Source organism: Paenibacillus sp. FSL W8-0186, assembly GCF_037969765.1.
Lineage (GTDB): Bacteria > Bacillota > Bacilli > Paenibacillales > Paenibacillaceae > Fontibacillus > Fontibacillus woosongensis.
On sequence record NZ_CP150207.1, the window covers coordinates 1,945,142 to 1,970,381 of the forward strand.

General features: G+C 49.6%; 23 protein-coding genes. 20 read left to right on the forward strand and 3 right to left on the reverse strand.

Annotated features, from left to right (window positions below; translation table 11 throughout):
- The first annotated feature begins 22 nt into the window (after positions 1–22).
- The gene (locus MKX50_RS08510; protein ID WP_155609232.1) at positions 23–415 is read left to right on the forward strand and encodes an FxsA family protein; all 393 of its coding nucleotides are present in this window, start codon (positions 23–25) and stop codon (positions 413–415) included.
- A 62-nt stretch (positions 416–477) separates the two neighbouring features.
- Here MKX50_RS08510 and ytvI read toward each other — a convergent pair whose 3' ends face one another.
- Entirely contained in the window at positions 478–1,596 is a 1,119-nt protein-coding gene (ytvI, locus tag MKX50_RS08515; protein WP_213588968.1) for a sporulation integral membrane protein YtvI, read from the reverse strand.
- A gap of 335 nt (positions 1,597–1,931) precedes the next feature.
- On the opposite strand from ytvI, the gene citZ reads away from it, so the two are divergent.
- The 4 genes from citZ to MKX50_RS08535 all read left to right on the forward strand — a co-directional run bounded on the left by citZ (position 1,932) and on the right by MKX50_RS08535 (position 5,984).
- Positions 1,932–3,044, forward strand: coding sequence for a citrate synthase (gene citZ / locus MKX50_RS08520; protein WP_155609231.1), 1,113 nt, complete (start codon positions 1,932–1,934; stop codon positions 3,042–3,044).
- An 86-nt stretch (positions 3,045–3,130) separates the two neighbouring features.
- The gene (icd, locus tag MKX50_RS08525) at positions 3,131–4,426 is read left to right on the forward strand and encodes an NADP-dependent isocitrate dehydrogenase (RefSeq protein ID WP_155609230.1); all 1,296 of its coding nucleotides are present in this window, start codon (positions 3,131–3,133) and stop codon (positions 4,424–4,426) included.
- A 20-nt stretch (positions 4,427–4,446) separates the two neighbouring features.
- Positions 4,447–5,388, forward strand: a complete 942-nt coding sequence (mdh, locus tag MKX50_RS08530; RefSeq protein WP_213588967.1) for a malate dehydrogenase — start codon at positions 4,447–4,449, stop codon at positions 5,386–5,388.
- Positions 5,389–5,558: 170 nt separating this feature from the next.
- Complete coding sequence (locus MKX50_RS08535) at positions 5,559–5,984, forward strand: hypothetical protein (RefSeq protein ID WP_155609228.1); 426 nt, start codon at positions 5,559–5,561, stop codon at positions 5,982–5,984.
- Between the two features lie 85 nt (positions 5,985–6,069).
- On the opposite strand, the gene MKX50_RS08540 is transcribed toward MKX50_RS08535, so the two are convergent.
- A complete protein-coding gene (locus MKX50_RS08540) occupies positions 6,070–6,417 on the reverse strand; it encodes a helix-turn-helix transcriptional regulator (RefSeq protein ID WP_155609227.1) in 348 nt (115 codons plus the stop codon).
- A 170-nt stretch (positions 6,418–6,587) separates the two neighbouring features.
- Here MKX50_RS08540 and MKX50_RS08545 point away from each other — a divergent pair, with 170 nt between their 5' ends.
- Together MKX50_RS08545 and MKX50_RS08550 are read left to right on the forward strand one after the other, a co-directional pair.
- On the forward strand, positions 6,588–7,466 hold the full coding sequence (locus MKX50_RS08545; protein WP_155609226.1) for a glycosyltransferase: 879 nt from the start codon (positions 6,588–6,590) through the stop codon (positions 7,464–7,466).
- Between the two features lie 159 nt (positions 7,467–7,625).
- Positions 7,626–8,495 carry an SDR family oxidoreductase gene (locus tag MKX50_RS08550; protein ID WP_155609225.1) on the forward strand — a complete coding sequence of 290 codons (870 nt, stop codon included), beginning with the start codon at positions 7,626–7,628 and terminating at the stop codon, positions 8,493–8,495.
- A 109-nt stretch (positions 8,496–8,604) separates the two neighbouring features.
- Here the strand turns inward: MKX50_RS08550 and yfbR are convergent, their stop codons facing one another.
- Positions 8,605–9,219, reverse strand: coding sequence for a 5'-deoxynucleotidase (gene yfbR, locus MKX50_RS08555; RefSeq protein ID WP_213588965.1), 615 nt, complete (start codon positions 9,217–9,219; stop codon positions 8,605–8,607).
- Between the two features lie 165 nt (positions 9,220–9,384).
- Here yfbR and MKX50_RS08560 point away from each other — a divergent pair, with 165 nt between their 5' ends.
- The 13 genes from MKX50_RS08560 (at position 9,385) to MKX50_RS08620 (ending at position 25,228) form a co-directional block, all read left to right on the forward strand.
- Entirely contained in the window at positions 9,385–10,926 is a 1,542-nt protein-coding gene (locus MKX50_RS08560) for a fumarate hydratase (RefSeq protein WP_213588964.1), read from the forward strand.
- Between the two features lie 3 nt (positions 10,927–10,929).
- Positions 10,930–12,726, forward strand: a complete 1,797-nt coding sequence (locus tag MKX50_RS08565) for an ATP-binding protein (RefSeq protein ID WP_339159153.1) — start codon at positions 10,930–10,932, stop codon at positions 12,724–12,726.
- 176 nt (positions 12,727–12,902) lie between these two features.
- Positions 12,903–13,640: a response regulator transcription factor gene (locus tag MKX50_RS08570; protein ID WP_155609221.1), complete on the forward strand. Its 738-nt coding sequence runs from the start codon at positions 12,903–12,905 to the stop codon at positions 13,638–13,640.
- Positions 13,641–13,809: 169 nt separating this feature from the next.
- Complete coding sequence (locus MKX50_RS08575; RefSeq protein ID WP_155609220.1) at positions 13,810–14,025, forward strand: heavy metal-associated domain-containing protein; 216 nt, start codon at positions 13,810–13,812, stop codon at positions 14,023–14,025.
- Positions 14,026–14,058: 33 nt separating this feature from the next.
- Positions 14,059–15,924 (forward strand): cation-translocating P-type ATPase, encoded by a 1,866-nt coding sequence (locus MKX50_RS08580; protein WP_339159156.1) that lies wholly within the window; start codon positions 14,059–14,061, stop codon positions 15,922–15,924.
- Positions 15,921–16,604 (forward strand): Crp/Fnr family transcriptional regulator, encoded by a 684-nt coding sequence (locus tag MKX50_RS08585; RefSeq protein WP_213588961.1) that lies wholly within the window; start codon positions 15,921–15,923, stop codon positions 16,602–16,604. The genes MKX50_RS08580 and MKX50_RS08585 overlap by 4 nt, the downstream gene beginning before the upstream one ends.
- A gap of 165 nt (positions 16,605–16,769) precedes the next feature.
- Complete coding sequence (locus MKX50_RS08590; protein WP_213588960.1) at positions 16,770–17,963, forward strand: methyl-accepting chemotaxis protein; 1,194 nt, start codon at positions 16,770–16,772, stop codon at positions 17,961–17,963.
- A 185-nt stretch (positions 17,964–18,148) separates the two neighbouring features.
- The gene (pstB, locus tag MKX50_RS08595) at positions 18,149–18,904 is read left to right on the forward strand and encodes a phosphate ABC transporter ATP-binding protein PstB (RefSeq protein ID WP_155609217.1); all 756 of its coding nucleotides are present in this window, start codon (positions 18,149–18,151) and stop codon (positions 18,902–18,904) included.
- A gap of 19 nt (positions 18,905–18,923) precedes the next feature.
- The gene (gene phoU, locus MKX50_RS08600; protein WP_213588959.1) at positions 18,924–19,583 is read left to right on the forward strand and encodes a phosphate signaling complex protein PhoU; all 660 of its coding nucleotides are present in this window, start codon (positions 18,924–18,926) and stop codon (positions 19,581–19,583) included.
- Between the two features lie 171 nt (positions 19,584–19,754).
- Positions 19,755–22,421, forward strand: a complete 2,667-nt coding sequence (gene polA / locus MKX50_RS08605; protein ID WP_213588958.1) for a DNA polymerase I — start codon at positions 19,755–19,757, stop codon at positions 22,419–22,421.
- 698 nt (positions 22,422–23,119) lie between these two features.
- A complete protein-coding gene (mutM, locus tag MKX50_RS08610) occupies positions 23,120–23,983 on the forward strand; it encodes a DNA-formamidopyrimidine glycosylase (protein ID WP_339159159.1) in 864 nt (287 codons plus the stop codon).
- Between the two features lie 88 nt (positions 23,984–24,071).
- On the forward strand, positions 24,072–24,668 hold the full coding sequence (gene coaE, locus MKX50_RS08615) for a dephospho-CoA kinase (protein ID WP_339159163.1): 597 nt from the start codon (positions 24,072–24,074) through the stop codon (positions 24,666–24,668).
- Positions 24,665–25,228, forward strand: a complete 564-nt coding sequence (locus MKX50_RS08620; RefSeq protein ID WP_213588955.1) for a lytic transglycosylase domain-containing protein — start codon at positions 24,665–24,667, stop codon at positions 25,226–25,228. The genes coaE and MKX50_RS08620 overlap by 4 nt, the downstream gene beginning before the upstream one ends.
- Positions 25,229–25,240: the final 12 nt, after the last annotated feature.

The window sequence follows — 25,240 nt, forward strand, 5'->3', positions numbered from 1 at the left end:
TTTATTGTAAAGGAGTTTTTACATGCGCAAATGGATCGCTGTCATTATTGCTCTGGCGTTTGTCGCTGAGTTTTGGGCTTACGTCGAAGTGGGTGAGCGGCTCGGAGTTGGCAAAACGATATTTCTTACCCTAGCTACCTCGATCATCGGGGGATTGATGATGCAGTTCGAAGGACGTAAGGTCATGGCTGACGCAAAGGCGCAAATGACCGGAGGACAGGTTCCCGGCCGAATGATGCTGGATGGCATTTGCGTGTTCGCCGGAGGCATCATGCTGCTTGCCCCGGGCTTTATTACGGATCTCATCGGTTTTACCATGGTATTTCCGTTGACCAGACCGCTTTATCGCCTGCTGCTCATGAAATGGATCGGAAAGAAGATCAAGGAAGGAAAAATTACATTTTTTCGCCGTTAAACCGTACGCAGCCGGACTCCCGAGAGTCCGGCTCTTTCTGTTAATGAGGAGATATTTAAATTTTAGCGGAGCCGCCCGCTGACGATATAATTTCGGAGGTCACGAACCACTCCTGCACGAATGATTGCTCCGATGATGACCAGAGATACAGGGCCGATAATCAAGCCAAGCACGCCGAATAATTTCAATCCGGCAAACGTGGCGATTAATACGGGCAATGGTTCAAGCCCTACGCTAGTGGCTAGCACCTTGGGCTCGATAAGCTGGCGCGAGACGAGAAGCAGGCCGTACAGAATTGACAATCCAATGCCAAGCGACAGGTCGCCGCTTACGTAAGCATAAACGAGCCAGGGGATCATGATTGTCCCGACGCCAAGATAGGGCAGAAGGTCTACGAAACCGATTAAAAGGGCGTAGGTAAAGGCCGACTCGACCCCTAGAATCAATAGTCCGATCAATACGATTACAGCTGTAATTGAAATCATAATAAACTGAGTCTGCAGGTAACCGAATAAGGCTTTTTGCAGGTCGTTCCAAATCTCCCGGGCTGTTTGCTGAAAAGGCTCCGGGATGAAACGGGTGAGCAGCTGCAAATTTTGATTCCAGTTTTTGCTCATAAAGAACGCGGCAAGCAAAATAACGAGCACGATAATGCCAAGGCTGGGAAGGGAGGTCAGTAAATTGACGACACCGTTTAATAGGCTTGCTACCGCACGGGAAATGGCGCTGCTGATGTTCACGGCTGTGGAATCAAAGTTCTTATGCAGGGTGTTGGAATAACCGGGATGGCTTGCGATAAAGCGGTTGATCTCGTTAAGAATGTTTTGAAGCTTTTCGTTCTGGCTCCACTCCAAGAAGGCGTTTTTCCATTTCTCGATGCTTAGGTCCAGAGACTCTGTAACATGGATTAATTCTTTGACGAGCCGGGTTACTGCGGCAGAGAAGACGATGATTGCGCTCCCGAAATAGACCAGCAGCGCCAGGATGACGGATAACCAGCGAGGAAGGCGGAAATGCCGATCAAGCCATGAAACAAATGGATTCATCATATAGGCAACAAACCAGGCGATCAGGAAGGGGTACAGCAGAGGAATCAGCCAGTAAGCAAGCAGCAGCAGGGCCACAAGCAATGAGCACACCCAGGCGCCCCGCAGCACGCGTTTGACAAATACGTTGTTCACACGTTCTCCTCCTTCCTAAGATAAATCTATTAATGCGTATGGACGAGTATGAGTATGTCTGTAAAATTTCACTCCTTGTGATCAATGTCATTGCAATCTGTAATCGTTTACAAAAAAACTTTTATCACTGTAATAAAACATTTTGATAAACGTGTTTCTCTCAGATTGTTCCCTTGCTTCCGTAAATCCAGTATGATGATTTAGGAGGCATTTTAGAGTAGTGCTGTATCATAAATGGCGTCCTCCGGCCATATTTTGAAAATTTTAATCTTTTAAAATGTAAATGTTTTCATCCGCTAGTTTTATCATAATTCGTTACAAAGGAGAGATACACTATGACAGCTACTAAAGGCCTCGAAGGTATTGTCGCAGCTACATCCTCGATTAGCTCCATTCATGACGGCGTCCTCGCTTACCGCGGGATCAATATCGACGAACTGGCAGAACGTGCAAGTTACGAAGAGACCGCTTATTTACTTTGGTACGGCAAATTGCCTACGAAATCCCAATTGTTGACCCTGCAGCAGCAGCTCAGCGAATACGCAGCAGTACCTCAAGCGGTACTGGAGCAAATGAAGCTTTATCCAAAGGATGCCAATACAATGGCCGTGCTGCGGACCGGCGTGTCGGCTCTTGCTTTGTATGATGAGAATGCAAATGATATCTCCCGGGAGAGCAATCAGCTGAAGGCGATCAAGCTGCAAGCCCAGCTGCCGACGCTGATCGCCGCTTATGCGCGCATCCGCGACGGCAAGGAGCCGATTGCGCCATTAAAGGATGTATCTCTTGCTTACAATTTCCTTTATATGCTGTCCGGCGAGAAACCGGATGAGGTTGCGGTTCGCGCCTTGGACCAGGCTCTTGTCCTGCATGCCGATCATGAGCTGAATGCTTCGACGTTCTCGGCACGCGTAACCATTGCTACGCTGTCTGATATTTATTCCGGGATTACCTCGGCTATTGGGACGTTGAAAGGGCCTTTGCATGGAGGCGCTAACGAAGCCGTAATGAACATGCTTAGCGAAATCGGAACGCTGGATAAGGCGGAAGGATATATTCAGAATAAGCTGAACAACCGGGAGAAAATTATGGGCTTCGGCCACCGCGTTTATAAAAACGGGGATCCGCGCGCCAAGCATCTGCAGAAGATGTCCCGCGAGCTTAGCGTTCTGAAGGGCGATTCTACGCTGTATGATATTTCCGTGAAGGTCGAAGAGCTTGTTACCGGACAAAAGGGATTGAAGCCGAACGTAGACTTCTATTCGGCGTCCGTATACACGCTGCTTGGCATCCCTAGCGACCTCTTTACGCCGATCTTTGCAATCAGCCGCCTCTCGGGCTGGACGGCTCATATTTTGGAGCAGCTCGATGACAATCGGATCATTCGTCCGCGCGCTGATTATGTTGGCCCGACGAATCAACGTTATATTCCGATCGATATGAGGTAAATTGAATGAAGCATCCGGTCTTCAATCTATGATAGAATGGAGACCGGACAAGTATTACTAATTCACTTGAGGAGGAAACCATCAACATGTTGAAATTAGAAAAGTTTGCTCTGCCTACAGAAGGGCAAAAAATTGAAATTCAGGACGGCAAACTGCAGGTTCCTAACAATCCGATCATTCCGTTCATCGAGGGCGACGGCACAGGCCGCGATATCTGGAGAGCTTCCAAGCGTGTGCTGGACTCCGCAGTTGAGAAAGCATACGGCGGCGAGAAGAAAATTGCCTGGTATGAAGTTTTTGCTGGCGAGAAAGCCTACAATACATACGGAGAGTGGCTGCCAGCCGATACGCTGACGGCGATCCGCGAGTATATTGTAGCCATCAAAGGCCCGCTTACGACGCCAATCGGCGGCGGAATCCGTTCCCTGAACGTAGCATTGCGCCAGGAGCTTGACTTGTATGTATGTCTGCGTCCTGTACGTTACTTCGACGGTGTGCCGTCTCCGGTCAAGCATCCTGAACTGGTAGATATGGTTATCTTCCGTGAGAACACAGAAGACATCTACGCGGGCATCGAATATAAAGAAGGTTCTGAAGAAGTGAAGAAGGTGCTTGCGTTCCTGCAAAAGGAAATGGGCGTTAACAAAATCCGCTTCCCGGAAACGTCCGGTATCGGGATCAAGCCGGTATCGGCTGAAGGCTCCAAGCGCCTCGTTCGCGCTGCGGTTGAATATGCGATCAAGCATGGCCGCAAGAGCGTAACCCTAGTTCATAAAGGCAACATCATGAAATTTACGGAAGGCGCCTTCAAGAACTGGGGCTATGAAGTAGCGGAAGAGGAATTCGGCGATAAGGTGTTCACTTGGGCTCAATATGACCGGATTAAAGAAGAGTCCGGCACGGAAGCTGCCAACAAGGCGCAGAAGGATGCTCAGGACAGCGGCAAGATCATTATCAAGGACGCCATCGCGGACATCGCTTTGCAGCAGGTCTTGACTCGTCCGACAGATTTCGACGTCATTGCGACGCTGAACCTGAACGGCGACTATCTGTCCGATGCCCTCGCAGCTCAAGTAGGCGGCATTGGTATTGCGCCAGGCGCGAACATCAACTATGTGACAGGACACGCGATTTTTGAAGCTACCCATGGTACGGCTCCAAAATATGCGGATCTGGACGTGGTTAACCCTGGTTCTGTTATCTTGTCTGGCGTCATGCTCCTCGAGCATTTGGGCTGGCAGGAAGCAGCTGACCTCATCTACAAAGGGCTTGAAGCATCGATTAATAATAAGACCGTTACCTATGATTTTGCACGTTTGATGGAAGGCGCAACAGAAGTGAAATGCTCTGAGTTTGCAGATCAAGTCATCAAAAACATGTAATGTAGGAGGTCTTGACTATCGTGGCCATTCATCGTAAGAAAATCACAGTCGTCGGCGCCGGATTTACCGGCGCAACGACTGCGCTGATGCTGGCACAGAAAGAACTCGGCGATATCGTTCTGCTGGATATTCCTCAATTGGAGAATCCAACAAAGGGGAAGGCGCTCGATATGCTGGAAGCAAGCCCGGTGCAGGGCTTCGACAGCAGCATCACAGGCACTTCTTCCTATGAGGATGCCGCGAATTCCGACATCGTGATCATTACGGCGGGAATCGCCCGCAAGCCGGGAATGAGCAGGGATGACCTTGTAAGCACAAATGCAGGTATCGTTCGCACGGTGTGCGAGAACGTGAAGAAGTATTGCCCGGACTCGACTGTCATCATTTTGAGCAACCCGGTCGATGCTATGACTTATGCCGCTTATCAAGCACTAGGATTCCCTAAGAACCGCGTCATCGGCCAATCCGGCGTACTTGACACGGCCCGCTATTGCACGTTTATCGCGCAGGAGCTTAACGTATCCGTCGAGGATGTCCGCGGCTTCGTGCTTGGCGGCCATGGCGACGACATGGTGCCGCTTGTGCGGTATTCCAGTGTTGGAGGCATTCCAATCGATACGCTGCTTTCCAAAGAGCGCATCGAGGCGATTGTTCAGCGGACCCGCGTAGGCGGCGGGGAAATCGTTAACCTGCTCGGCAGCGGCAGTGCTTATTATGCACCCGCAGCTTCGCTTGTCCAAATGACGGAAGCGATCCTGAAGGACAAGAAACGTGTCCTTCCGGTTATCGCTTTGCTGGAAGGCGAATATGGCTACGATCAATTGTTCATGGGCGTCCCCGTCATCCTAGGCGGCAATGGCATCGAGAGAATTTTCGAGCTGGAGCTGACGGCCGATGAGAAGGCTGCGCTGGATAAATCCGCAGACTCGGTACGCAATGTCATCAAGATCGTTCAAGGCTGAAGTATATTACCCGCTGACGGGTATCAAAAAGCAAACCTCTCTTCGGAGCAGGTTTGTTTTTCTGTAAATGAAGAGAAGGAGACTATAAACGTTGTTCTTCTTTTTATAGACGGCTATAATAGGTTTTATATAGTAATCAATCTAATTGACGAATGGAAGGCGGTTTAAGTATGTTTCAAGTTATGCTGTTTCTTCACATTATCGGGGCACTGGCGCTAGGCTTTTATTTGGTTTTGCCGTTTGTATTCGGAGCTATCGGCAAGCTTTCGCTGGCGGCCCAAGAGGGAACCCTCTCGGCGGTTAATTCTTTAAATCGCTTTGCTCAGTTCGGACTTGTGATTCAGTTGTTGACCGGGGGATATTTGGTCGGTCAAGGCGGCTATTCCGTACCATGGATGATTGTGGTGGTCCTCCTGTTTCTTGCAATCGGCGCGCTTGGCGGAGTTATGGCCAAACCACTGAAGCTGGCGATTGGAAGCATTCGCGAAAATAAGAATATTACGGCCCAAGCCGGCAAGCTTCGCACACTAAGCGTACTGCTGTCGGTCAGCGTTATCCTCATTTCCTTCCTGATGGTATTTTCGACGATTATTTGAATGAACTATAAAAACCTCCGCTTTCGAATTTCGAAAAGCGGAGGTTTTTTTCATGCAGTGGCGAAATAATTAGTATTGGGGAATTTTAGAGGTTGCTGTCATTTTGCATATCGTCCAAGTGAGTAAAAATCATCTTGATGGTGTCCAAAGCTAACTGTTTCTCCTTCGGCGAGCGGTGAATCATAATCTGATTGATTTGGTTCAGGAAATGGTCGTCATTGATTTCGATGGAATCGTGAAGCAAGTAGTCGACGGTTACACCTAATTGATTCGCTAGTTTGACCAGAGTTTCTAACGATAAGCTCCTTTCGCCTCGTTCAATTTGACCTATGTACGCATCGGAAACTTCTATCTTCTCGGCAAGCTTTTCCTGGGTCAAATGCATCTTATGACGTTCTTGGCGCAGCCTTTTGCCCAATGATCTATAATCCATAACACCCCTCCTGTAATTAACCATAGTGAGTATGAGAGGTAAAGATAATATACTATTAGTTTTGTTTGTATTTACTCCAAGCATTAAATGGGTTAATATGTAATCAATGATTAATTTTTTCTATATTTCCATTCAATATTCTATTATTGCCATTTATAAGGAGAGAAACCATGTCTGCTCAACCTATTCTTGTATCCGTCATTATTTCGGTGCAGAACGAAGGAATTGATTTACAGACAACACTGGAGTCCATGAAGGTATCCCGTGTCGCTCCCCGTTACGAAATTATTATCGTGGACGAGGGTTCCGTGGACGGTTGTTGTGATTTCCTGATGCACTTCAAATTCGATATGCCGCTTCGCAAATTGAAGGCGCAGCGCGGAATTTCTTCCCGGCAGCTGGGCGCTTCCCACGCTCTGGGGGAATATTTGATTTTTTGCAGTCCGAGGCTTTATTTCGAGGATGGATGGATGGAGGCTCTGCTGGAGCCGATTCAGCAAGGCAGGGCGGATTGTTCAACGCCTTCGTTTACATCACAGGGTCGTCCGGTAAATATCCCGCAATGCAGCAGTCCACCGGGGGGATTATGCGCTTCGATTTACAGTTATCCGGCCGTTACAGAGGAAGGCGACATTCCTTGGCTGTCTTGGGATTGCTTTGCCATAAGACGCCAGACACTAGAGGAATTGGGGGGGCTTGCGGACGGATTCTATACGAAGGAAATTGAGACTGCTGAGTTTTCCCTGAGGACCTGGTTATCTGGACGGGTATGTTATTACGTTCCTCATATAACCCTGACGATTGTTTTTAGGCATAATTATCCGCCGGATCATCGGCTTGCTTACTGGGGCAGCGATCTCATTGCCTTTACACGAATCCATTTCGAGAAGGAGACCGTTGCCAAGATACGGGAGCTTGTTATAGCCTGTGATGGGGAGCAGCCTGGAGCTCCTGACCGGGAAGGACTTGAAGAAGCAAGGGAGAAGTATTTAGGGCTTCGCCAGCATGATCCGCTTTGGTTCGCGAACCGCTTTGACATTACGCTGTAAATGCAGCCAACTTGTTTAAGCCTTTGCTCGTTGTGGTAATTTCCAATTGACCCGACCTTGAGCTGCACGTATTTGCAGATACCGGCATAAGCCGTCTGCCAAAGGTTATTCTAACAAGGGAAGGGAATGAAATACACAAGCGAGGAAGGAGAATGCAGCATGTCAGGAAGCGGACAAACCAAGCAAACCATGCCTCCGCAGCATCAGAACCAGCGGCCCGGAATCGAAGAAGAAATGAATCCGCGCCCGAAATACGAAGGGAACTATAAAGCAGCGGGCAAGCTCCAGGGCAAAGTTGCGCTAATTACGGGGGGAGACAGCGGAATCGGAAGAGCCGTAGCTTTAGCATATGCCAAAGAGGGCGCCGACGTAGCTATCGTATATTTGAACGAAAATGAGGATGCGAAGCTGACGAAGCAGGAGGTCGAGCAGGAGGGCAGGAAATGCCTGCTTATTTCCGGGGATTTAGGAGACGAATCGTTCGCCAAACAGGCAGTAGAGCAAACGGTCAACGAACTGGGCGGTCTCGATATCCTGATCAACAATGCTGCCGAGCAGCATCCGCAGGAGGACATTACGGACATAACGGCCGAGCAGCTCGAGAGAACATTCCGGACGAATATTTTTGCGATGTTCTTTGTGACGAAGGCAGCGATGGCTCATCTAAAGAAAGGCAGTGCGATCATCAATACGGCCTCCGTAACAGCCTATCGCGGGAATCCGCAGCTGATTGATTATTCCGCAACTAAAGGGGCGATCGTCAGCTTCACGCGGGCCCTGTCCATGAACATCGTCGGCAAGAAAGGAATCCGTGTTAACGCGGTTGCACCCGGTCCGATCTGGACGCCTCTCATACCATCCACATTTGATAAGGAACAAGTGGCCCAATTCGGAGCGAATACACCGATGCAGCGCCCTGGCCAGCCGGAAGAACTGGCTCCAGCCTACGTGTTCTTAGGCTCGGATGATTCATCCTACATTAGCGGGCAGGTATTGCATATCAACGGCGGAGAGATCGTGAACGGATAATTGGCCTTATACAGCGGCACGGGTTCGTCTTATAAGCAACCCATGGATAATCGCTCTTAAGGAGAGGGGTAGCCCGATCCTTAGAGCGATTTATTTTTTTACAGATAACTCAGCTTTGCTCGGACAGTTCGTCAAGCGTCATGTCAAAGCTTGGCGCCAAATGCTCAAGGAAATAATCGATCTCCGGCAGGCTCAGCCGTTGAAGTTTATCCAGCAGCTGCTCCTTAGCTACAGCAAATTCTCGATTGCCCGATGTAAGCTCCCAGGCACATTTCAAGTACGCATCCAGGCTGTCGGCAGCTTTGACATATTTGAGTAGCTCGTCATCTCCGGTCTTCCGGTTAGCATGGTGATTCGGAGATAACAATGCTCCATACGTCGGCTTTAGCTCTGGAGGGACCATGGAGAGAAGACGTTCGGCGGCTATTTCCTCCATCTCTCGAAAGCTTGAAAGCAAGCGAGGGTTATGATGCTTTACGGGGGTTGGGATGTCGCCGGTGAATACCTCTGTTGCATCATGGAACAGGGCAAGCGTCGCCGCGCGATCCGAATTCAGACTGCGCCCGTACAGGCTGTTGCCTATTTCGCAGAGGAGGTGGGTCAGCAAAGCGACATGGAAGGAATGCTCGGCAACATTCTCGGTGGCCGTGCTGCGCATAAGGCTCCAGCGTTTGATAGAGCGCAGGCGGTACATGTAGGCAGAAAAATGAAAATGATCGTTCATCAGTGAGATACCTCTCTTCTTGACCGGCAAATTTGAACAGAATATGTCAACGAGTCACTATGTTTATGTTATTATAAGACTAAAGAACAGGTTAATCCAACAGTAAGATTCACGGCAATTTTATGTCCATTAGTCACACGAAGACAAGAGAGGGGATCTTGGATTATGCTGCAGTTTGAACAGAGCATTTATGAACTCATTGTGGAGACTTCAACGAATTTGCCAGGAGATGTGCGCCGGGCTGTAAAACGTGGGGCACTGGCGGAAAATCGGGATACGAGAGCAGGGCTGGCCCTTTCCACGATCACGACAAATATCAAAATGGCAGAGGATCAAATATCACCAATTTGCCAGGATACGGGGATGCCTACCTTTATCATTCATACTCCTGTAGGCGTAAATCAAATTGAAATGAAGAAGGGAATCCTCACCGCGATCAAGCGCGCGACCAAGGAAGGCAAGCTGCGGCCTAATTCGGTTGATTCGTTAACCGGGGAGAACAGCGGGGACAATCTCGGAGCGGGAACGCCTGTGATCCATTTTGAGCAGTGGGAAGAGGATTTCATAGATATTCGTCTAATACTCAAAGGCGGCGGGTGCGAGAACAAGAATATCCAGTACAGCCTTCCGGCCGAGCTTGAAGGACTCGGGCGCGCTGGGCGGGATTTGGACGGCATTCGCAAGTGTATCCTGCATGCGGTGTATCAAGCCCAGGGCCAAGGCTGCAGCGCCGGATTTATAGGCGTCGGCATCGGCGGTGACCGGACGACAGGGTATGAGCTGGCAAAGCAGCAGCTGTTCCGTTCTGCGGATGATGTGAATCCGGTAAATGAGCTTAGACAACTGGAAGAATATATTATGGACAATGCGAACAAGCTGGGGATTGGAACGATGGGCTTCGGCGGCGAAGTGACGCTGCTTGGCTGTAAAGTCGGAGCTGCAAACCGCCTGCCGGCAAGCTTCTTTGTATCGGTAGCGTATAACTGCTGGGCTTTCCGCCGACAAGGGGTTGCCATAGATCCCGCTAACGGCGAAATCAAGAACTGGCTGTACGAGCGGGGATCCGAGGTAGCGATGGATAACGAACCGGCCGCTTCAGTGAAAGCGGATGCAGCTCCGCAGGCTAGCCGGGAGGTTGTTCTGCAAACCCCGATTACGGAGGAGCAGATTCGCAGCCTGCGGGTTGGAGATGTCGTCGTTATCAAAGGCGAAATCCACACGGGCCGCGACGCCCTTCATAAATATTTAATGGATCATGATGCTCCAGTCGATTTGAACGGCGCCGTTATCTATCACTGCGGACCAGTTATGCTTAAGGACGAGGAAGGCTGGCATGTAAAGGCTGCCGGGCCGACCACAAGCATCCGCGAGGAGCCTTATCAAGGCGATATTATTAAGAAATTCGGCATTCGCGCGGTAATCGGCAAGGGCGGCATGGGCCAGAAGACGCTTGCGGCGCTGAAAGAGCATGGCGGCGTTTATCTGAATGCCATTGGCGGCGCGGCGCAGTATTACGCCGAGTGCATTAAGAAGGTCAACGGGGTGGATTACATGGAGTTTGGCATCCCTGAGGCGATGTGGCATCTGGAGGTCGATGGCTTTGCGGCGATCGTTACGATGGATTCGCATGGAGAGAGCCTGCATGCGGATGTCGAGAAGTCTTCGCTAGAGAAGCTGGCGGCTTTCAAAGAGCCAGTATTTAAATAAGGCATGAAGACGTTTCGAACACGACTGACGCTTATTTTGATGAGCTTGATCGGTATTTCCATGCTTGCCGCCGGGCTATCCATGGTTCGGGTATTCAAGGATTCGCATATTCGTGCCCTGGAGGAGAATCTGGTCCGGGAAATCAGTCTGCTCGAGTATACCTTCCCATTTCGCCCGCTTGATAATAGTCCGCTGATGATGGAATATTATACCCGGGAAGCGAAGGAGCTGGAGCAGCGCATCAATTCCAGGGTTACCTTCATCGCCTTGGATGGCCAGGTTGTTGGAGATTCGGAGAAAAATGCCGCTGACATGGACAATCACCTGAACCGTGAGGAAATCGTCTCCGCTTCCCAAGGGGAATTCGGAAGCGTAATCCGGTACAGCGAGACGCTTCATGAAGACATGCTCTATGTCGCTCATAAGGTATACTCGGACGAAGGCTTCGATGGATATATTCGTCTATCGATGAGCCTGAAGGCCATTGACGAAGGAATGAATCGAGGCTGGACCTGGATGGCCGGAGGCCTCGTCATCCTGTTCCTGGCGGCTGGGCTGCTCAGCTACCGGATCGCCGGTGGGCTGACGAAGCCGCTGGAGCATATTACGCGTGTAGCCAACCGAATATCCCGCCTGGATTATGACGCCCGAGTCAAACTGGAGCGCAAGGACGAGATCGGCCAGCTGGGTTTTGCGATTAACGGCATGGCGGATAGCCTGCAGCAACAGCTCAAGTGGATCAGGGACAACGAGGATTTGATGCAGAGCGTACTTGCGAACATGACCGGGGGAATCGTGATGGTGGATGCTGGAGGCCAGATCGCCTTGGTGAACCGAGAGGCAGAGCGGATTCTGCATATGAGAGCGGATCAGCTCTTAGGCAAGCCCTTCACCGTCCTGAAGCGGAATTATGAATTCATGAAATTCATGGAGGAGGGCATACAGCGCAAGGAGTATTTGCAGGAGGAACGCAGCGTGTACGATCCGGAGGAGAGAATGCTTCATTTCGATGGCGTACCGATGAGTGAAGATGATGAAAGCTATCGGGGTATGCTGTTCCTGCTTCAGGATGTGACCGATATTCGCAGGCTGGAAAGAATGCGCAGTGAATTCGTTGCTAATGTATCCCACGAGCTCAAAACGCCGATTGCAGCCGTAAAAGGCTTCGCCGAGACCCTGCTTGCCGGTGGAGTCAAGGATACGGAGACGATGCGCTCCTTCCTGCAAATCATTTACGATGAAGCAGACCGATTGAATCGCCTGATTGGAGACATTTTGGAACTGTCGAAGATCGAATCCAAGCGCGCTCCTCTAGAATACGCTCCGATTCATCTGAAGGAATTGCTTGACAGCGTCGTCGAGGTGCTGCTTCCGGCGGCGAAGAAGAAATCGATCGTACTTTTGCAGGAGGTTCCGGAGCATCTATTTATCGAGGGAGACGAGGATCGGCTGCGGCAGATATTCCTCAATCTCATTTCTAACGCAATTAGTTATACCCTTGAAGGCGGAAGAGTGAGAATTGCTGCTGAAGTGTTGAACGAGGGCGGGGAGCATGAGGCAATTCGCTTTACGGTCAACGATACAGGGATCGGCATTCCGAAGAAGGATTTGCCGCGCATTTTTGAGCGTTTCTATAGAGTGGACAAAGCCCGTTCCCGCGGGTCGGGCGGTACGGGGCTCGGACTGTCGATCGTCAAGCATTTGGTGGATTTGCATCGAGGGACGATCCGGGTAGAAAGCAAAGTGGGTGAAGGGACATCGTTCATTCTGGAACTGCCGCTGATGCATCCCGTAGAATAATGGTTTGGTTAACAGAAGGAATGAAGTATGCAGAGAATGAAAAGCGGCTATTAATTATTTAAAACCAATGTGAAATTTCCTGAAAATTTTACACTACGTTAACAATGCCATGATATGCTGGGCTTGTCATGATTTCGTCGACATCCATTATGCCGGACAAGAAAATGGGGGGTACTATGACGCAACGGCTGTTAGTAATTGAAGATGAGCCAACGCTCTCGCGGCTTCTGTCTTATAACTTGTCACGCGAAGGCTATGAAGTTGTGGTTGAAGAGCATGGACAGTCTGGGTTGGACACGGCATTGAAGAACGATTTCAATTTAATATTGCTGGATTTGATGCTGCCGGGCATGAACGGGTTTGAGATCATGTCCCGGCTTCGAAATGAGGGCGTGAAGACACCCGTTATTATGCTAACGGCAAAAAATGCGGAGGAAGATGTAGTTCAAGGCTTGAAATCGGGTGCAGACGATTATATTACCAAGCCGTTCGGCGTAGCCGAGCTGCTTGCCCGAGTAACGGCCGTGCTAAGAAGATCCTCGGGTGTTGAAGAGCCGGAGAATAGACCGCAGCCCCAAGAGACAAGTTCGCAAATTACGCTAGGCGATCTCGTCATTTACCCGGAGAAATATGAGGTAACTTTAGGGAGCGAGCCGATTACGCTGCGGCCGAAGGAATTCGAAGTGCTGCTGTATTTGGCACGAAAGCCCGGGGTAGTCATGACGCGGGACGACTTGATGAATGCAGTATGGGGATTTGATTATATCGGCGGGCAAAGAACCGTGGATGTGCACGTCAGCTCTCTTCGCAAGAAACTAGAGCTGGATCCCGGATCGGTGTATATTGATTCTATTCGCGGGGTTGGTTATAAGCTCGTCGTGAACAAGAAAAAGGCTTCAATCATTTCGGAGTGAATAACAGGCAAAAAATAAAGCTAGAGTGACTTCTGATCAATCAGGGGTCTTTTTTTTATGGAAAGCACCGAATACGGTGCTTTTTTTGATCTTGGTCAAAGCGTTGATGGTGCGCCTAAATTATAATGAAGCCAATCAGATTAATCCATCCAAGTTGGAGGTTATAGGAATGACGACGAAACTATATCAACTGAAGACGTTCTCCTGTCCAAGCTGTATTGCTAAAATTGAAAAAATGCTCATGAAAACAAAAGGGATTCGATCGGCGGAGGTACTGTTCAATAGCTCGCGGGTACGCGTATCTTTCGAGGAAAAGGAAGTAGGATCACAAGAAATCAAGAACCTGATCGAAAAGCTAGGATATCAGGTCATCGGGGAAAAGTAGATAGGACATTAATTCATAAAAGGGGGGTTAGTCATGCAACCGCACAAATTGAAACAGAACCACCGCATAATTGGGGCAAGTATCCTTGTAACGGTATCTTTTATATTGAATAAAACATTAGGATATACTTGGTTAACCATAATGGTGATGGCAGCCTCAACGCTCATTGCCGGGATTCCCATTTTCGTGAATGCAGTCAGGGCTATAAGGTACTGGATTGTCGGCATCGACGCCCTGGTGACTATAGCCGTCATTGGGGCATGGTTCATCGGGGAATATTGGGAAGCAGCAGCCGTAACCTATTTGTTTATGATCGGCAACTATTTAGAATCGAGAACTATCGAAAGAACAAAATCCGCGATCCAGGCTCTGCTTAAATTGGCTCCTGATACAGCAACCGTCCGCAGGTCCGGTAAGGAAGTTACTATAAACCCGGAGGAGGTGCTCCCGGGAGAATTGGTCATCGTGAAGCCTGGCGAGAAAATTTCCATAGATGGTACGATTGTAGAGGGCTCGGCTTACATTAATCAGTCAGCAATCACGGGGGAATCGCTTTCAGTCCACAAGGCCGCCAGTGATACCGTGTACTCGGGGACAATCATCGAGTCCGGCTATCTTCTGATTCGAGCCGATAAAGTAGGAGAAGACACGACATTTGCCAAAATATTGGAGTTAGTTGAGGAAGCCCAGGATAAAAAAGCCCGTACGCAAAAGTTCCTGGAGAAGTTTTCCCGATATTATACTCCGCTCGTCATCTTGCTAGCGGTTGTATTATTTGCGGTGACCCGTGATATCGTCATGGCTTTAACGCTTCTCGTGATCGCTTGCCCCGGTGCACTGGTTATTTCAGCACCCGTATCCATCGTAGCCGGTATCGGCAATGGGGCCAGGCAGGGCGTGCTTTTTAAGGGCGGAGAGATGTTAGAGAAGTTCAGCTCGGTTAAAATGGTTGCCTTCGATAAGACAGGGACATTGACCAGAGGCAAGCCTGAGGTTACGCGGATTCTAACCTACGGTATGCCAAAGGAGGAACTTTTGAAAATAGTGGCTGTGGGAGAAGCCTACTCCGAGCATCCGCTTGCCAGGGCGATTCTCAGTTATGCCGATAAGGAACTTGGCAGGTTCGATGAAAAGCCGACAGAAGTTAGCTATATTCCTGGACAAGGCATATCGTTTATTTTTGAGGATAAATTGGTTCTTGTAGGGAACCGAAAGCTGCTTGCATCCCGAAATATTCAGCTCGATGTCTGTGAATCTGATTTGGCCGAGGAGGAGTTATTGGGACAAACTACGGTAATTATCGGACATGAACAAAGGGTGTTAGGGATGATCTCCATCGCAGATCCGGTTCGAAAGGAGGCTAAGCAGGTTATCCAACGCTTAAAATCTTCAGGAATTCAACGTGTAGTCATGCTGACCGGAGATAATCCAAGAGCAGCCAAGGCGATTTCAGACCAATTGGGCATCGACGAAACCTATAGTGAATTATTGCCTCAGGATAAAGTCCGAATCCTGAAGGAACTGCAGAACAAATATGGAAGCGTAGCAATGGTGGGAGACGGGGTTAATGATGCACCGGCATTGGCTGCTGCTGATTTAGGCATCGCCATAGGAGGGACGGGAAGTGATATAGCTATGGAAACTGGGGACGTGGTACTCCTGTCGGGGAATGTCAGCGGGTTAGCTTATGGGCTGGATCTGAGCCGGGCTACGGTAAGGAATATGAAGCAGAATATCTCTTTCGCTATTCTGGTAGCTATTCTCTTGCTGGGGGGAGTGCTTGTTAAATCGGTGAATTTGTCATATGGCATGCTTATTCATGAAGTGTCCGTACTGCTGGTCGTTCTCAATGCTATTAGATTAAGAGGTTTCAATACAAGCTTGGAGGAGATTAAATGAGTTGTCATTGCCAGCTATCGGATGTCGGTTATTGCGTAGAGAAGGTCCCCATTTTCAACGGCTTGTCTGGGGAGGAACTTAGGGGAATTGCCGCTATCACGACGGCGAAATTTTATGATAAAGGCGAAATGATCTATTCGGCTGGGGATCCGGGGGATAGGCTGTTCATCATCCACAGCGGGCAGGTCAAAATCGTTCGGCTTAGCCCCGCTGGAAGAGAACAGGTTATTCGCATATTGGAGCCCGGGCAATTTATGGGGGAGTTGTCTTTATTTCATTCTGTGCCCAGGTCGGATTATGCGGAAGCGGTTAAGGCTTCCACTCTGTGTATGATTCAAGGCGATAAACTGAAGGAACTGGTAACAGCTTATCCGTCCGTTGCTATTAAAATTATGGAAGAGCTGAGCAGGCGGCTGCAGCAGGCCGAGCAATTAATTAAAGAAATTAATCTCCATTCTGTGGAGCAGCGTCTGGCTCAGGCTTTACTGGAAATGGCTGATGATAAGCATGAAGTGCTGCTAAAAATGACCAAGGGCGATCTCGCTTCGCAATTGGGCATGAGTCAGGAAACATTAAGCCGGAAGCTCTCATCCTTTCAGGAGGATCAGTTAATTCAGCTTAAGGGGCATCGGAAGATTATCATAGCAGACCTGGAGCGGCTAGCCGCGCTAATGCGGTGACAGCTTCTATATGGCTTGATTTAAATTTGCTGTTTTGTAAAACATTTAACATAGGTCCAAAGTACCGTTAACACTCCCTTAACAAAATTCTTCTATGATGCAGTCAGAGAGAGACATAAGAGACATAAGCAAAAGAAGAGAAAGTATGGGTCAGGAGTGGTGTGAGTGGTTAATCAGGCCGTCGTTGAGCGGGATGTCTCGTTGTCTTCCCGTAGTGCTGTTAAAGTCTTTGCAAGGCAAGATAAAATAGGCAAGGAAGAAATGCCGTCTGAGGACTTGGGTGAACAGGGCAGTACGGTGAGGACGGAAGCTTACTGCCGGTTCGTTCCGACGACAGGCCCTGAAGAATCGTGCCTGAGTGTTCTCAAGCGATTCCAGGCCGATGCGAAACTCCCATGCATCATTGTGTGCGATTATGCGAACAGGCCGCTGGGACTACTTATGAGGGACACTTTCTATCGTCGATTGGCAGGGCGTTTTGCTGCTGATTTGTTCTACGAAAGGCCGGCTTTGATGTTTGCGGAGAAATCGCCCCTGATCACCGAGATTACCACTTCGCCCCGGGAACTGATCGATGCAGCATTGAATCGGGAGTCGGCAGTATTCTATGACAGCTTGATCTTAACGGAGCAAGGCGAATTCAAAGGTGTGATGACCGTCCAGGATCTGATGCTGATGTCGAGGGAACTGCAGCGTGAAGCGGATCAAATCCGCGAGAAAATCGTCAGGGAAAGTCATGCGAAAGTGCTGGAAATCGACCGATCTGTTAAAGAAGTGTCCGCCACCTCAGAGCGCAGTCTAAGGCAAACCGAGGAGATGAGCGGATTGGCAGCGGCTGGGCGAACCGAACTTGAGGCGGTGCAGGCTTCGTTCAACCGCGTTCTGAAGATGACAAAGTCCCAGGAAGAGCAAGTTGCGGCTTTACTGGGGCATGCTAGTAATATCTCGTCCATCGCGGCTTCAATTCGGGAGCTTGCGGATCAGAGCGGCCTGCTTGCGATGAATGCCTCGATTGAAGCCGCCCACGCCGGGGAGCATGGCAGAGGTTTTGCGGTCGTGGCGAGCGAAATCAGAAAGCTGGCGCTGCAAACGAAAATGTTCTCGGATGATATCGGATCCACCCTGGATATCGTCAGCGGGCTGGTCAAACAAACGGCGGACGCATCCTCTCTGACAACGATAGAAATGCAGCATAGTCACGACAGGGTGAACAGCGCAGACCATACTTTCCAAAGGCTCGTCGAATCAGTGCGGACCGTAGAAGCCAGGGGAAGGGATATGTTCCAGACCGCCGGAAATGCAGCAAAGCAGACAGAGATCGTGCTGCAGGAGCTTGAGCAACTGTCATCAAAGAAATGAAGCTGGCGCAGATTAGGGGAACTAAATGTTAATGTCCGGAAAACATTTTACACTGCGTTAACATTCCTGCGCAATATCTTTTACATAGGGAAGGTAAAATGGTTTTATGTCTAAAGTTCGACACACACTAACACTGACCTACAGGTTATTGTCAGGATGCTGCTGAGATATGAAGGAGAAATGACATGGAACCGATCATCCATATTGATAAATTGAATTTATATTACGACCAGTTTCAAGCGCTGAAAAATATGTCCCTTGATATTCCCGAGAAGGCGATCACCGCATTTATCGGTCCTTCAGGCTGCGGCAAATCCACATTGCTGCGAACTCTGAACCGGATGAACGACATGATCCCTGGCACACGGATTGAAGGCTCCGTGCGAATCGGAGGAAAGGATATATACAGCGACGGCGTGGAGGTAGAAACGCTACGCAAGCAGGTGGGGATGGTATTCCAACAGCCGAACCCTTTTCCGAAATCGATTTATGATAATGTTGCATACGGGCCGAGGCTCCACGGCATCAAAGATAAAGCCACGCTGGATCAAATCGTGGAGCAGAGCCTGCGCCAGGCTGTATTGTGGGATGAGGTCAAGGATTTCCTGAGGCGTTCGGCGCTCAGCCTATCCGGCGGCCAGCAGCAGCGGCTTTGCATTGCCCGGGCGATTGCTGTCCAGCCTGACATCCTGCTCATGGATGAAGCGACATCTGCTCTGGACCCGATATCGACGCTAAAGATCGAGGAACTGGCCCAGGAATTAAAAGATAGGTATACCATCGTGATGGTTACTCATAACATGCATCAAGCGGCTCGTATTTCGGACCGCACTGTATTTTTCCTGAATGGTGAAATTGTAGAAGCAGACGATACTAACAAACTGTTCTCAACACCGCAGGATTCGCGTACCGAAGATTATATTTCAGGACGTTTTGGTTAACAGAAGGGAGCAGTGAGGTATGATCCAAAGAAGAGAGTTCGATCAAAATTTGGAGGAACTGCGGCAGTTGCTGAGGGAAATGGGCGAGCACGTGGAGCATGCCCTCAAAGAATCCATTATATCGCTGCAGAACTTGGACGTTAGCAGAGCCAAAGGGGTTATTGCCCAGGATTTGAAGCTGAACGAAATGGAAGAAGAAGTAATGGACATCGGCTCCAGATTGATCGTTACGCAGCAGCCTGTTGCCAAGGATCTTCGCCGGATTATCGTCGCTTTTAAAATTTCCAGCGATTTGGAGCGCATGGGCGACCTTGCGGTCGACATCGCCAAGGTGACGCTTCGTTTGGAGGGACAGACGCTGCTGAAGCCGCTTATTGACATTCCAAAAATGGCGGAGCTGGTCGAGGTCATGGTGGAGGAATCTCTCCAATCCTATTTGGATGAAAATACAGATCTGGCCTATAAGATGGCAAAGGATGACGATGAGGTCGACCATCTTTACAGTCAAACGATCAGCGAGCTGTATTCGATCGTCATTAATCACCCCGACTCCCTGCAGCAGGTGATGCTGCTTACGCTGGTGGGCAGATACATTGAACGTATCGCCGACCATGCGACGAATATCGGGGAAAGCGCCGTTTATCTTGTTACCGGACATCGGCCGGATCTTAATCAATAGTTAATTAAATATCGTTATTTAAAACAGTCAAAGCGCCGGAATGCTCCGGCGCTTTGCTGTTTGTGCGGGCTGCCTGTTTTGAATATCGTTAAATCGCGATTGTTTTTTATATATCGGCGGAGCATGTGTTAGAATAATAATCAGGAGTATGTTCAGGGAACGAGGTGCTGTATGGAAAAATTAATTCTTATTGACGGAAACAGTATTATTTACCGGGCGTTCTTCGCCATGCCGCCGCTGAACAATTCAAGCGGCCTGCATACGAACGCTGTGTACGGATTTACGAATATGCTGCTAAGACTCATTCAGGATGAGAAGCCGACTCATATTATGGTAGCGTTTGATGCGGGCAAAGTGACGTTCCGCCACGAAGGTTACGAAGATTATAAAGGGGGACGGGAGAAGACGCCTCCGGAATTGAGCGAGCAGTTTCCGCTTACCCGCGAGTTGTTGGAGAGCTTTGGAATATGCTGGTTCGAGCTGCCTGGCTATGAGGCTGACGATATTATTGGAACGATCAGCAAGCAGGCTGAAGCTGCTGGCAAGGACGTGCTTGTCGTCACGGGAGACAAGGACATGCTGCAAGTAGTCAGCGATAAGGTTAAGGTGGCCTTGACGCGGAAGGGAATCAGCGAAGTGGAGCCTTATGGGCCGAAGGAGATCCAAGAGAGATATGGGCTTACCCCGGATCAGATCATTGATTTGAAGGGTCTGATGGGCGATGCTTCGGATAATATTCCCGGCGTTCCGGGAATCGGCGAGAAGACAGCATTAAAGCTGCTGCACCAGTTCGGCTCCGTGGAGGAAGTGCTTGCCCGGACGGACGAGCTGAAGGGCAAGATGAAGGAAAATCTCATTCAGCATGCTGAGGATGCAAGGCTGAGTAAAAGGCTTGCAACGATTCACCGCGAGGTGCCGGTTGACCGGTCTTTTGATGATATGGTTTTTCGGGGACTGCAGGAAGAGAAGGCAGGGCCGGTGCTTCGCAAACTAGAGTTCAAATCATTGCTTGAACGCTTGTCATTCGGTGAAGGGGCTGGAACGGCCGAAGCAGGGGAAGCGACCGCCAGAGCGCAGGATGAAGTTGAGGTAGTGATCGTGGATGAAACCTCGCTGCAAGAACTTGTGAACGAACTTCCGGGGATCGAGGTTATGTATGTGGAATCTCGCGGCGATAATCCGCATCAGTCCGAGGTTATGGGGCTGATCTTCTCTTCGAAGGAGCGTCATTTCTTTGTGTCCTGCGAATTTTTGCTAAGCGCGGCGGCGAAGCCCGTCAAGGATTGGCTTGCGGACCCGCAAATACCAAAACGCGGTTATGATCTTCATCGGGCTGATTTGGCGTTGTACTGGCAAGGAATTACGTTTGCGGGAGCTGAATTTGATATCGAGCTGGCCGCGTACTTGCTGGATCCAACGGATAATAACCAGACGATCAGCGGGCTTGCAGCCAAATATCATTTGCCGCAATTGCCTTCGGATGATGAGGTATACGGCAAAGGGGCCAAATTTAAGGCGCCTGATCCGGAAACACTCAGCCGCCATCTGGCCCGCAAGGCGCTGGCGATGCTGCGTCTGATTCCGCTGCAGAAGGAAGAGCTTGAGAAAAATGAAATGAACCGGTTGTTTTATGAGCTGGAAATGCCGCTGTCCCGCATTTTGGCGGATATGGAGAAGCAGGGGATCTCGGTCAATCGCGACGCGCTGGCGGAGCTCGGCAAAGAGTTCGAGGCGCAGATCAGCAAACTGGAGAAGCGGATTTATGAAATTGCCGGTCTGGAATTCAATTTGAATTCGCCAAAGCAGCTCGGTGAGGTTCTGTTCGATAAACTGGAGCTGCCCGTGGTCAAGAAAACGAAGACGGGATATTCCACCGATGCAGAGGTACTGGAAAAGCTGGCGCCGTACAACGAAATTGTCCAGTTCATTCTGGAATACCGCCAGCTGGCGAAGCTGCAATCGACTTATGTAGAAGGTTTGCTGAAGGAGATCCGCCAGGACACTGGCAAGGTTCATACGTTTTACCGACAGACGATTGCCGCAACGGGCAGACTTAGCAGCCAATATCCGAATTTGCAGAATATTCCAATCCGTTTGGAGGAAGGGCGCAAAATTCGCCAAGTGTTCGTGCCGTCCGAAGAGGGCTGGTCCATTCTTGCCGCGGACTATTCACAGATTGAGCTGCGGGTGCTTGCGCATATTTCAGATGATAAGGGATTGCAGGAAGCCTTCCTGCATGATATGGATATTCATACGAAAACAGCTATGGATGTCTTCGGTGTATCCCAGGACCAGGTGGATGCCAATATGCGCCGTTCAGCCAAGGCTGTGAATTTCGGAATCGTCTATGGAATTAGCGATTATGGTTTATCACAGAACCTGCATATTACCCGAAAGGAAGCTGCGCAGTTCATTGAGCAGTATTTCGAGGCTTTTAAGGGCGTACGCCGGTATATGGATGAGATCGTTCAGGAGGCAAAGCGCAACGGTTACGTTACCACGCTGCTTGAGCGAAGACGATATCTTCCGGAAATCAACGCCTCCAACTTCAACCTGCGCTCCTTCGCCGAGCGAACGGCGATGAATACGCCGATCCAAGGCACCGCTGCGGATATCATTAAGCTGGCGATGGTGATGATGGACGAGACGCTGCGCAAGCATGGGCTGAAAAGCCGGATGCTGCTTCAGGTCCATGACGAGCTGGTATTTGAGGTGCCGCCGCAAGAGTTGGAGACGATGAGCAAGCTTGTGCCTGAGACGATGGAAAAGGCTCTGCAGCTGTCGGTTCCGTTGAAGGCGGAGGTAAGCAGCGGCTCCAACTGGTACGAAGCCAAATAGTTTAGAGGTAGTTCAAAAAGTCACTTTTATTCACGAAGTAGGTTCTGAGAAGTGAATTCGGCGTCGAATCTTGTACTCACCCTCGAAGTCCGGTGCTCATGTAGTTTTCTCCTACACTCCGCTCCTCCTTCTTCGGGTTCGTGCAACCTTCTCGGTGCTAAAAAGCGACTTTTTGAACCTTTATTGAAGAGGTAGTTCAAAAAGATCGCTTTTGAAGATATAAAATTGATTAGACGACCGGGGATGACTACTTTATATCGCAAGAAAAACATCAGCTTAAGGCGGTCTATCTACTGTGAGGTTACATCGATTGAAGTTTTTCTTATCACGAAGTATTTCGGGTAGTGAATTCGGCGTCGAATCTTGCACTCACCCTCGAAAGCTTATGCTTCCGAAGCATGTTTCTTGCAGAAACATTGCAGGTGCTCATGTAGGTTTCTCCAGGTTTTCCTTTCGAAGAACGTTTTCTTTGAAAACGTGGAACTCCGCTCCTCCTGAAAGTTTTGCAGGGCAAAACTCGCATCGGAAGCATAGGCAAAGGGTTTGTGCAACCGAAGCGTTTCGAAGAAACGCACCCCGGGAGAGTATGCTTCGGTGCTGAAAAGCGACTTTTTGAACCTTTATTGAGGAGGAAGTTCAAGAAGGTCGTTAATCACGAAATGAAGCAGCGACAAATTTAAAGTTTGAGGTGAAAGAACATGCCGGAGCTACCGGAAGTGGAGACCGTTCGGCGGACATTGTCGGCTCTAATCGTCGGGAAGACGATCAAGTCGGTGAAGGTGCTGCTGCCGCGAATTATTCAGCGTCCCGACGATATTAAGCGGTTTGAGACGGAGCTGGCGGGTCATACTATTGTAGATGTTGGCCGGCGCGGCAAGTTTTTGAGGATTATTATGGATCAGCTTGTCCTGGTCTCCCATCTGCGGATGGAAGGCCGGTATGGCGTGTACGATCAAAATGAGGAAGTAGAGAAGCACACCCATGTCATTTTCCGGTTTACCGATGGCACGGAGCTTAGATATAAGGATGTACGGCAATTCGGCACGATGCACCTGTTCCTTCCAGGCGAGGAATTCAAGGAGAAACCGCTCATGAAGCTTGGGCTAGAGCCGCTGGAAGATACTTTTACAGCAGAAGTTCTACGGGAGCTACTGTTCAAGCGATCGACAAAGATCAAGGTTGCTCTGTTAAATCAGGAATATGTGGTGGGGATCGGCAATATTTATGTGGATGAAGCACTGTTTCGGGCCGGGATTCATCCGGAGCGTGCGGCGAACACCTTGTCCGCCCAAGAATGGACAACGCTTCATGAAGCGATCGTCTTTACCTTAACCGATGCAGTACAAGCCGGAGGTTCCTCCATTAAATCGTATGTTAACGGCCAAGGCGAGATGGGGATGTTCCAGCACTCGCTGCAAATTTATGGGCGCAAAGGCGAATCGTGCGTAAAATGCGGACACCCGATCGAGAAGAGCGTCGTTGGCGGCCGGGGGACGCATTATTGCCCGATATGCCAGGTTCGCGTTCTGGACAAGCAGTCCCTGAAGAGAATCGGATCGTAATTTCCTCCATGGTTGACCCAGGGCAGGAATTCGGTTCCGGAGCTGGAAGCCCGAAGCGCAAAGTTTATAAAGATAGCGAGGTGAATCCATGAATATCGGGCTGACGGGCGGAATCGCCACGGGCAAAAGCACGGTCTCCCAAATGCTGGTTAAGCGGGGGGCCATATTAATTGATGCCGATGTCATCGCCAGAGAGGTGATGGAGCCCGGGCATCCGGTGCTGCAGGCGGTACGGGAGCGGTTCGGGCCAGACGTTCTCTACGATGACGGTACATTAAACCGTAAAAGGCTGGGCGAAATCGTCTTTTCCGATCCAGAGAAGCTTAAAACGCTGAATGGCCTTACCCATCCCGCTATTCGCGCCGAAATGAGGAAACGGATGGCCGCTTATGAGGCAGCGGACCCTGGACGGCTTGTCGTCGTGGATATACCGCTGCTGTATGAATCCGGTTTGGAAACGATGTTTGAACAAGTGATGGTGGTCTACGTGCCACGTGAATTGCAGCTTAAGAGGCTGATGCAGAGAGACGAACTGACCTTAGAGCAGGCAGAGGCGAGAATACGAGCCCAAATGGATATCGAGAAAAAGAAGGAGAGGGCGGATATTTTGATTGATAACAGCCTCGGAATGGATAAGACGGAGTTGCAGATCGCGGAATTTTGGCGGAACAAGGTTTTGCTATGAAATGGCTGCGTAAAAAAAGAGTGCTGCTTTTGTTGTTTCTCGGTTTTACTGTCATTTTATTTTTTAATTCCAAATGGTTAGCCTTATTTTATCCGATTCATTTCAAAGAGGAAATAAAAGTTCATGCTCAGAAATACAATCTCGATCCTTTGATGGTGGCAGCGATCATTCGGGTGGAGAGCAATTACAAGACAGGGTCCGAATCCAAGAAGGGCGCGCTTGGCATCATGCAGATCATGCCGGATACCGCGAAATGGGTTATCGAACAGTCGAAGCTGCCGGACGTGTCTTTAGATAAGGTGAAGGAAGAGAGCGATACGAATATCGCGATCGGAACCTGGTATTTGAAATCGCTGCACGAACAATTCGACGGTAATGAGATCGCCATGATCGCTGCATATAACGCAGGGCCGACGAATGTCCGGAATTGGTTGCGCAGCGGCAGGTGGGATGGAAAGCTCGAATCGGTCAAAAATATCCCTTTTGGCGAAACGAGGCATTATGTACAAAGAGTTACTCATTACTACGATCAATACTCTGACATTTATGAGCATTTGTAAATTACCGGGCCT

Excerpts from the sequence above, each read along its gene's own strand:
- MKX50_RS08550 (WP_155609225.1), top strand. The coding sequence starts at position 7,626 with ATGTCAGGAAGCGGACAAACCAAGCAAACCATGCCTCCGCAGCATCAG.
- MKX50_RS08545 (WP_155609226.1), top strand. The coding sequence starts at position 6,588 with ATGTCTGCTCAACCTATTCTTGTATCCGTCATTATTTCGGTGCAGAAC.
- pstB (WP_155609217.1), top strand. The coding sequence starts at position 18,149 with ATGGAACCGATCATCCATATTGATAAATTGAATTTATATTACGACCAG.
- MKX50_RS08585 (WP_213588961.1), top strand. The coding sequence starts at position 15,921 with ATGAGTTGTCATTGCCAGCTATCGGATGTCGGTTATTGCGTAGAGAAG.
- MKX50_RS08510 (WP_155609232.1), top strand. The coding sequence starts at position 23 with ATGCGCAAATGGATCGCTGTCATTATTGCTCTGGCGTTTGTCGCTGAG.
- icd (WP_155609230.1), top strand. The coding sequence starts at position 3,131 with ATGTTGAAATTAGAAAAGTTTGCTCTGCCTACAGAAGGGCAAAAAATT.
- coaE (WP_339159163.1), top strand. The coding sequence starts at position 24,072 with ATGAATATCGGGCTGACGGGCGGAATCGCCACGGGCAAAAGCACGGTC.
- MKX50_RS08580 (WP_339159156.1), top strand. The coding sequence starts at position 14,059 with ATGCAACCGCACAAATTGAAACAGAACCACCGCATAATTGGGGCAAGT.
- MKX50_RS08570 (WP_155609221.1), top strand. The coding sequence starts at position 12,903 with ATGACGCAACGGCTGTTAGTAATTGAAGATGAGCCAACGCTCTCGCGG.
- MKX50_RS08535 (WP_155609228.1), top strand. The coding sequence starts at position 5,559 with ATGTTTCAAGTTATGCTGTTTCTTCACATTATCGGGGCACTGGCGCTA.
- MKX50_RS08620 (WP_213588955.1), top strand. The coding sequence starts at position 24,665 with ATGAAATGGCTGCGTAAAAAAAGAGTGCTGCTTTTGTTGTTTCTCGGT.
- phoU (WP_213588959.1), top strand. The coding sequence starts at position 18,924 with ATGATCCAAAGAAGAGAGTTCGATCAAAATTTGGAGGAACTGCGGCAG.
- MKX50_RS08540 (WP_155609227.1), bottom strand. The coding sequence starts at position 6,417 with ATGGATTATAGATCATTGGGCAAAAGGCTGCGCCAAGAACGTCATAAG.
- polA (WP_213588958.1), top strand. The coding sequence starts at position 19,755 with ATGGAAAAATTAATTCTTATTGACGGAAACAGTATTATTTACCGGGCG.
- citZ (WP_155609231.1), top strand. The coding sequence starts at position 1,932 with ATGACAGCTACTAAAGGCCTCGAAGGTATTGTCGCAGCTACATCCTCG.
- mutM (WP_339159159.1), top strand. The coding sequence starts at position 23,120 with ATGCCGGAGCTACCGGAAGTGGAGACCGTTCGGCGGACATTGTCGGCT.
- MKX50_RS08575 (WP_155609220.1), top strand. The coding sequence starts at position 13,810 with ATGACGACGAAACTATATCAACTGAAGACGTTCTCCTGTCCAAGCTGT.
- MKX50_RS08560 (WP_213588964.1), top strand. The coding sequence starts at position 9,385 with ATGCTGCAGTTTGAACAGAGCATTTATGAACTCATTGTGGAGACTTCA.
- yfbR (WP_213588965.1), bottom strand. The coding sequence starts at position 9,219 with ATGAACGATCATTTTCATTTTTCTGCCTACATGTACCGCCTGCGCTCT.
- MKX50_RS08565 (WP_339159153.1), top strand. The coding sequence starts at position 10,930 with ATGAAGACGTTTCGAACACGACTGACGCTTATTTTGATGAGCTTGATC.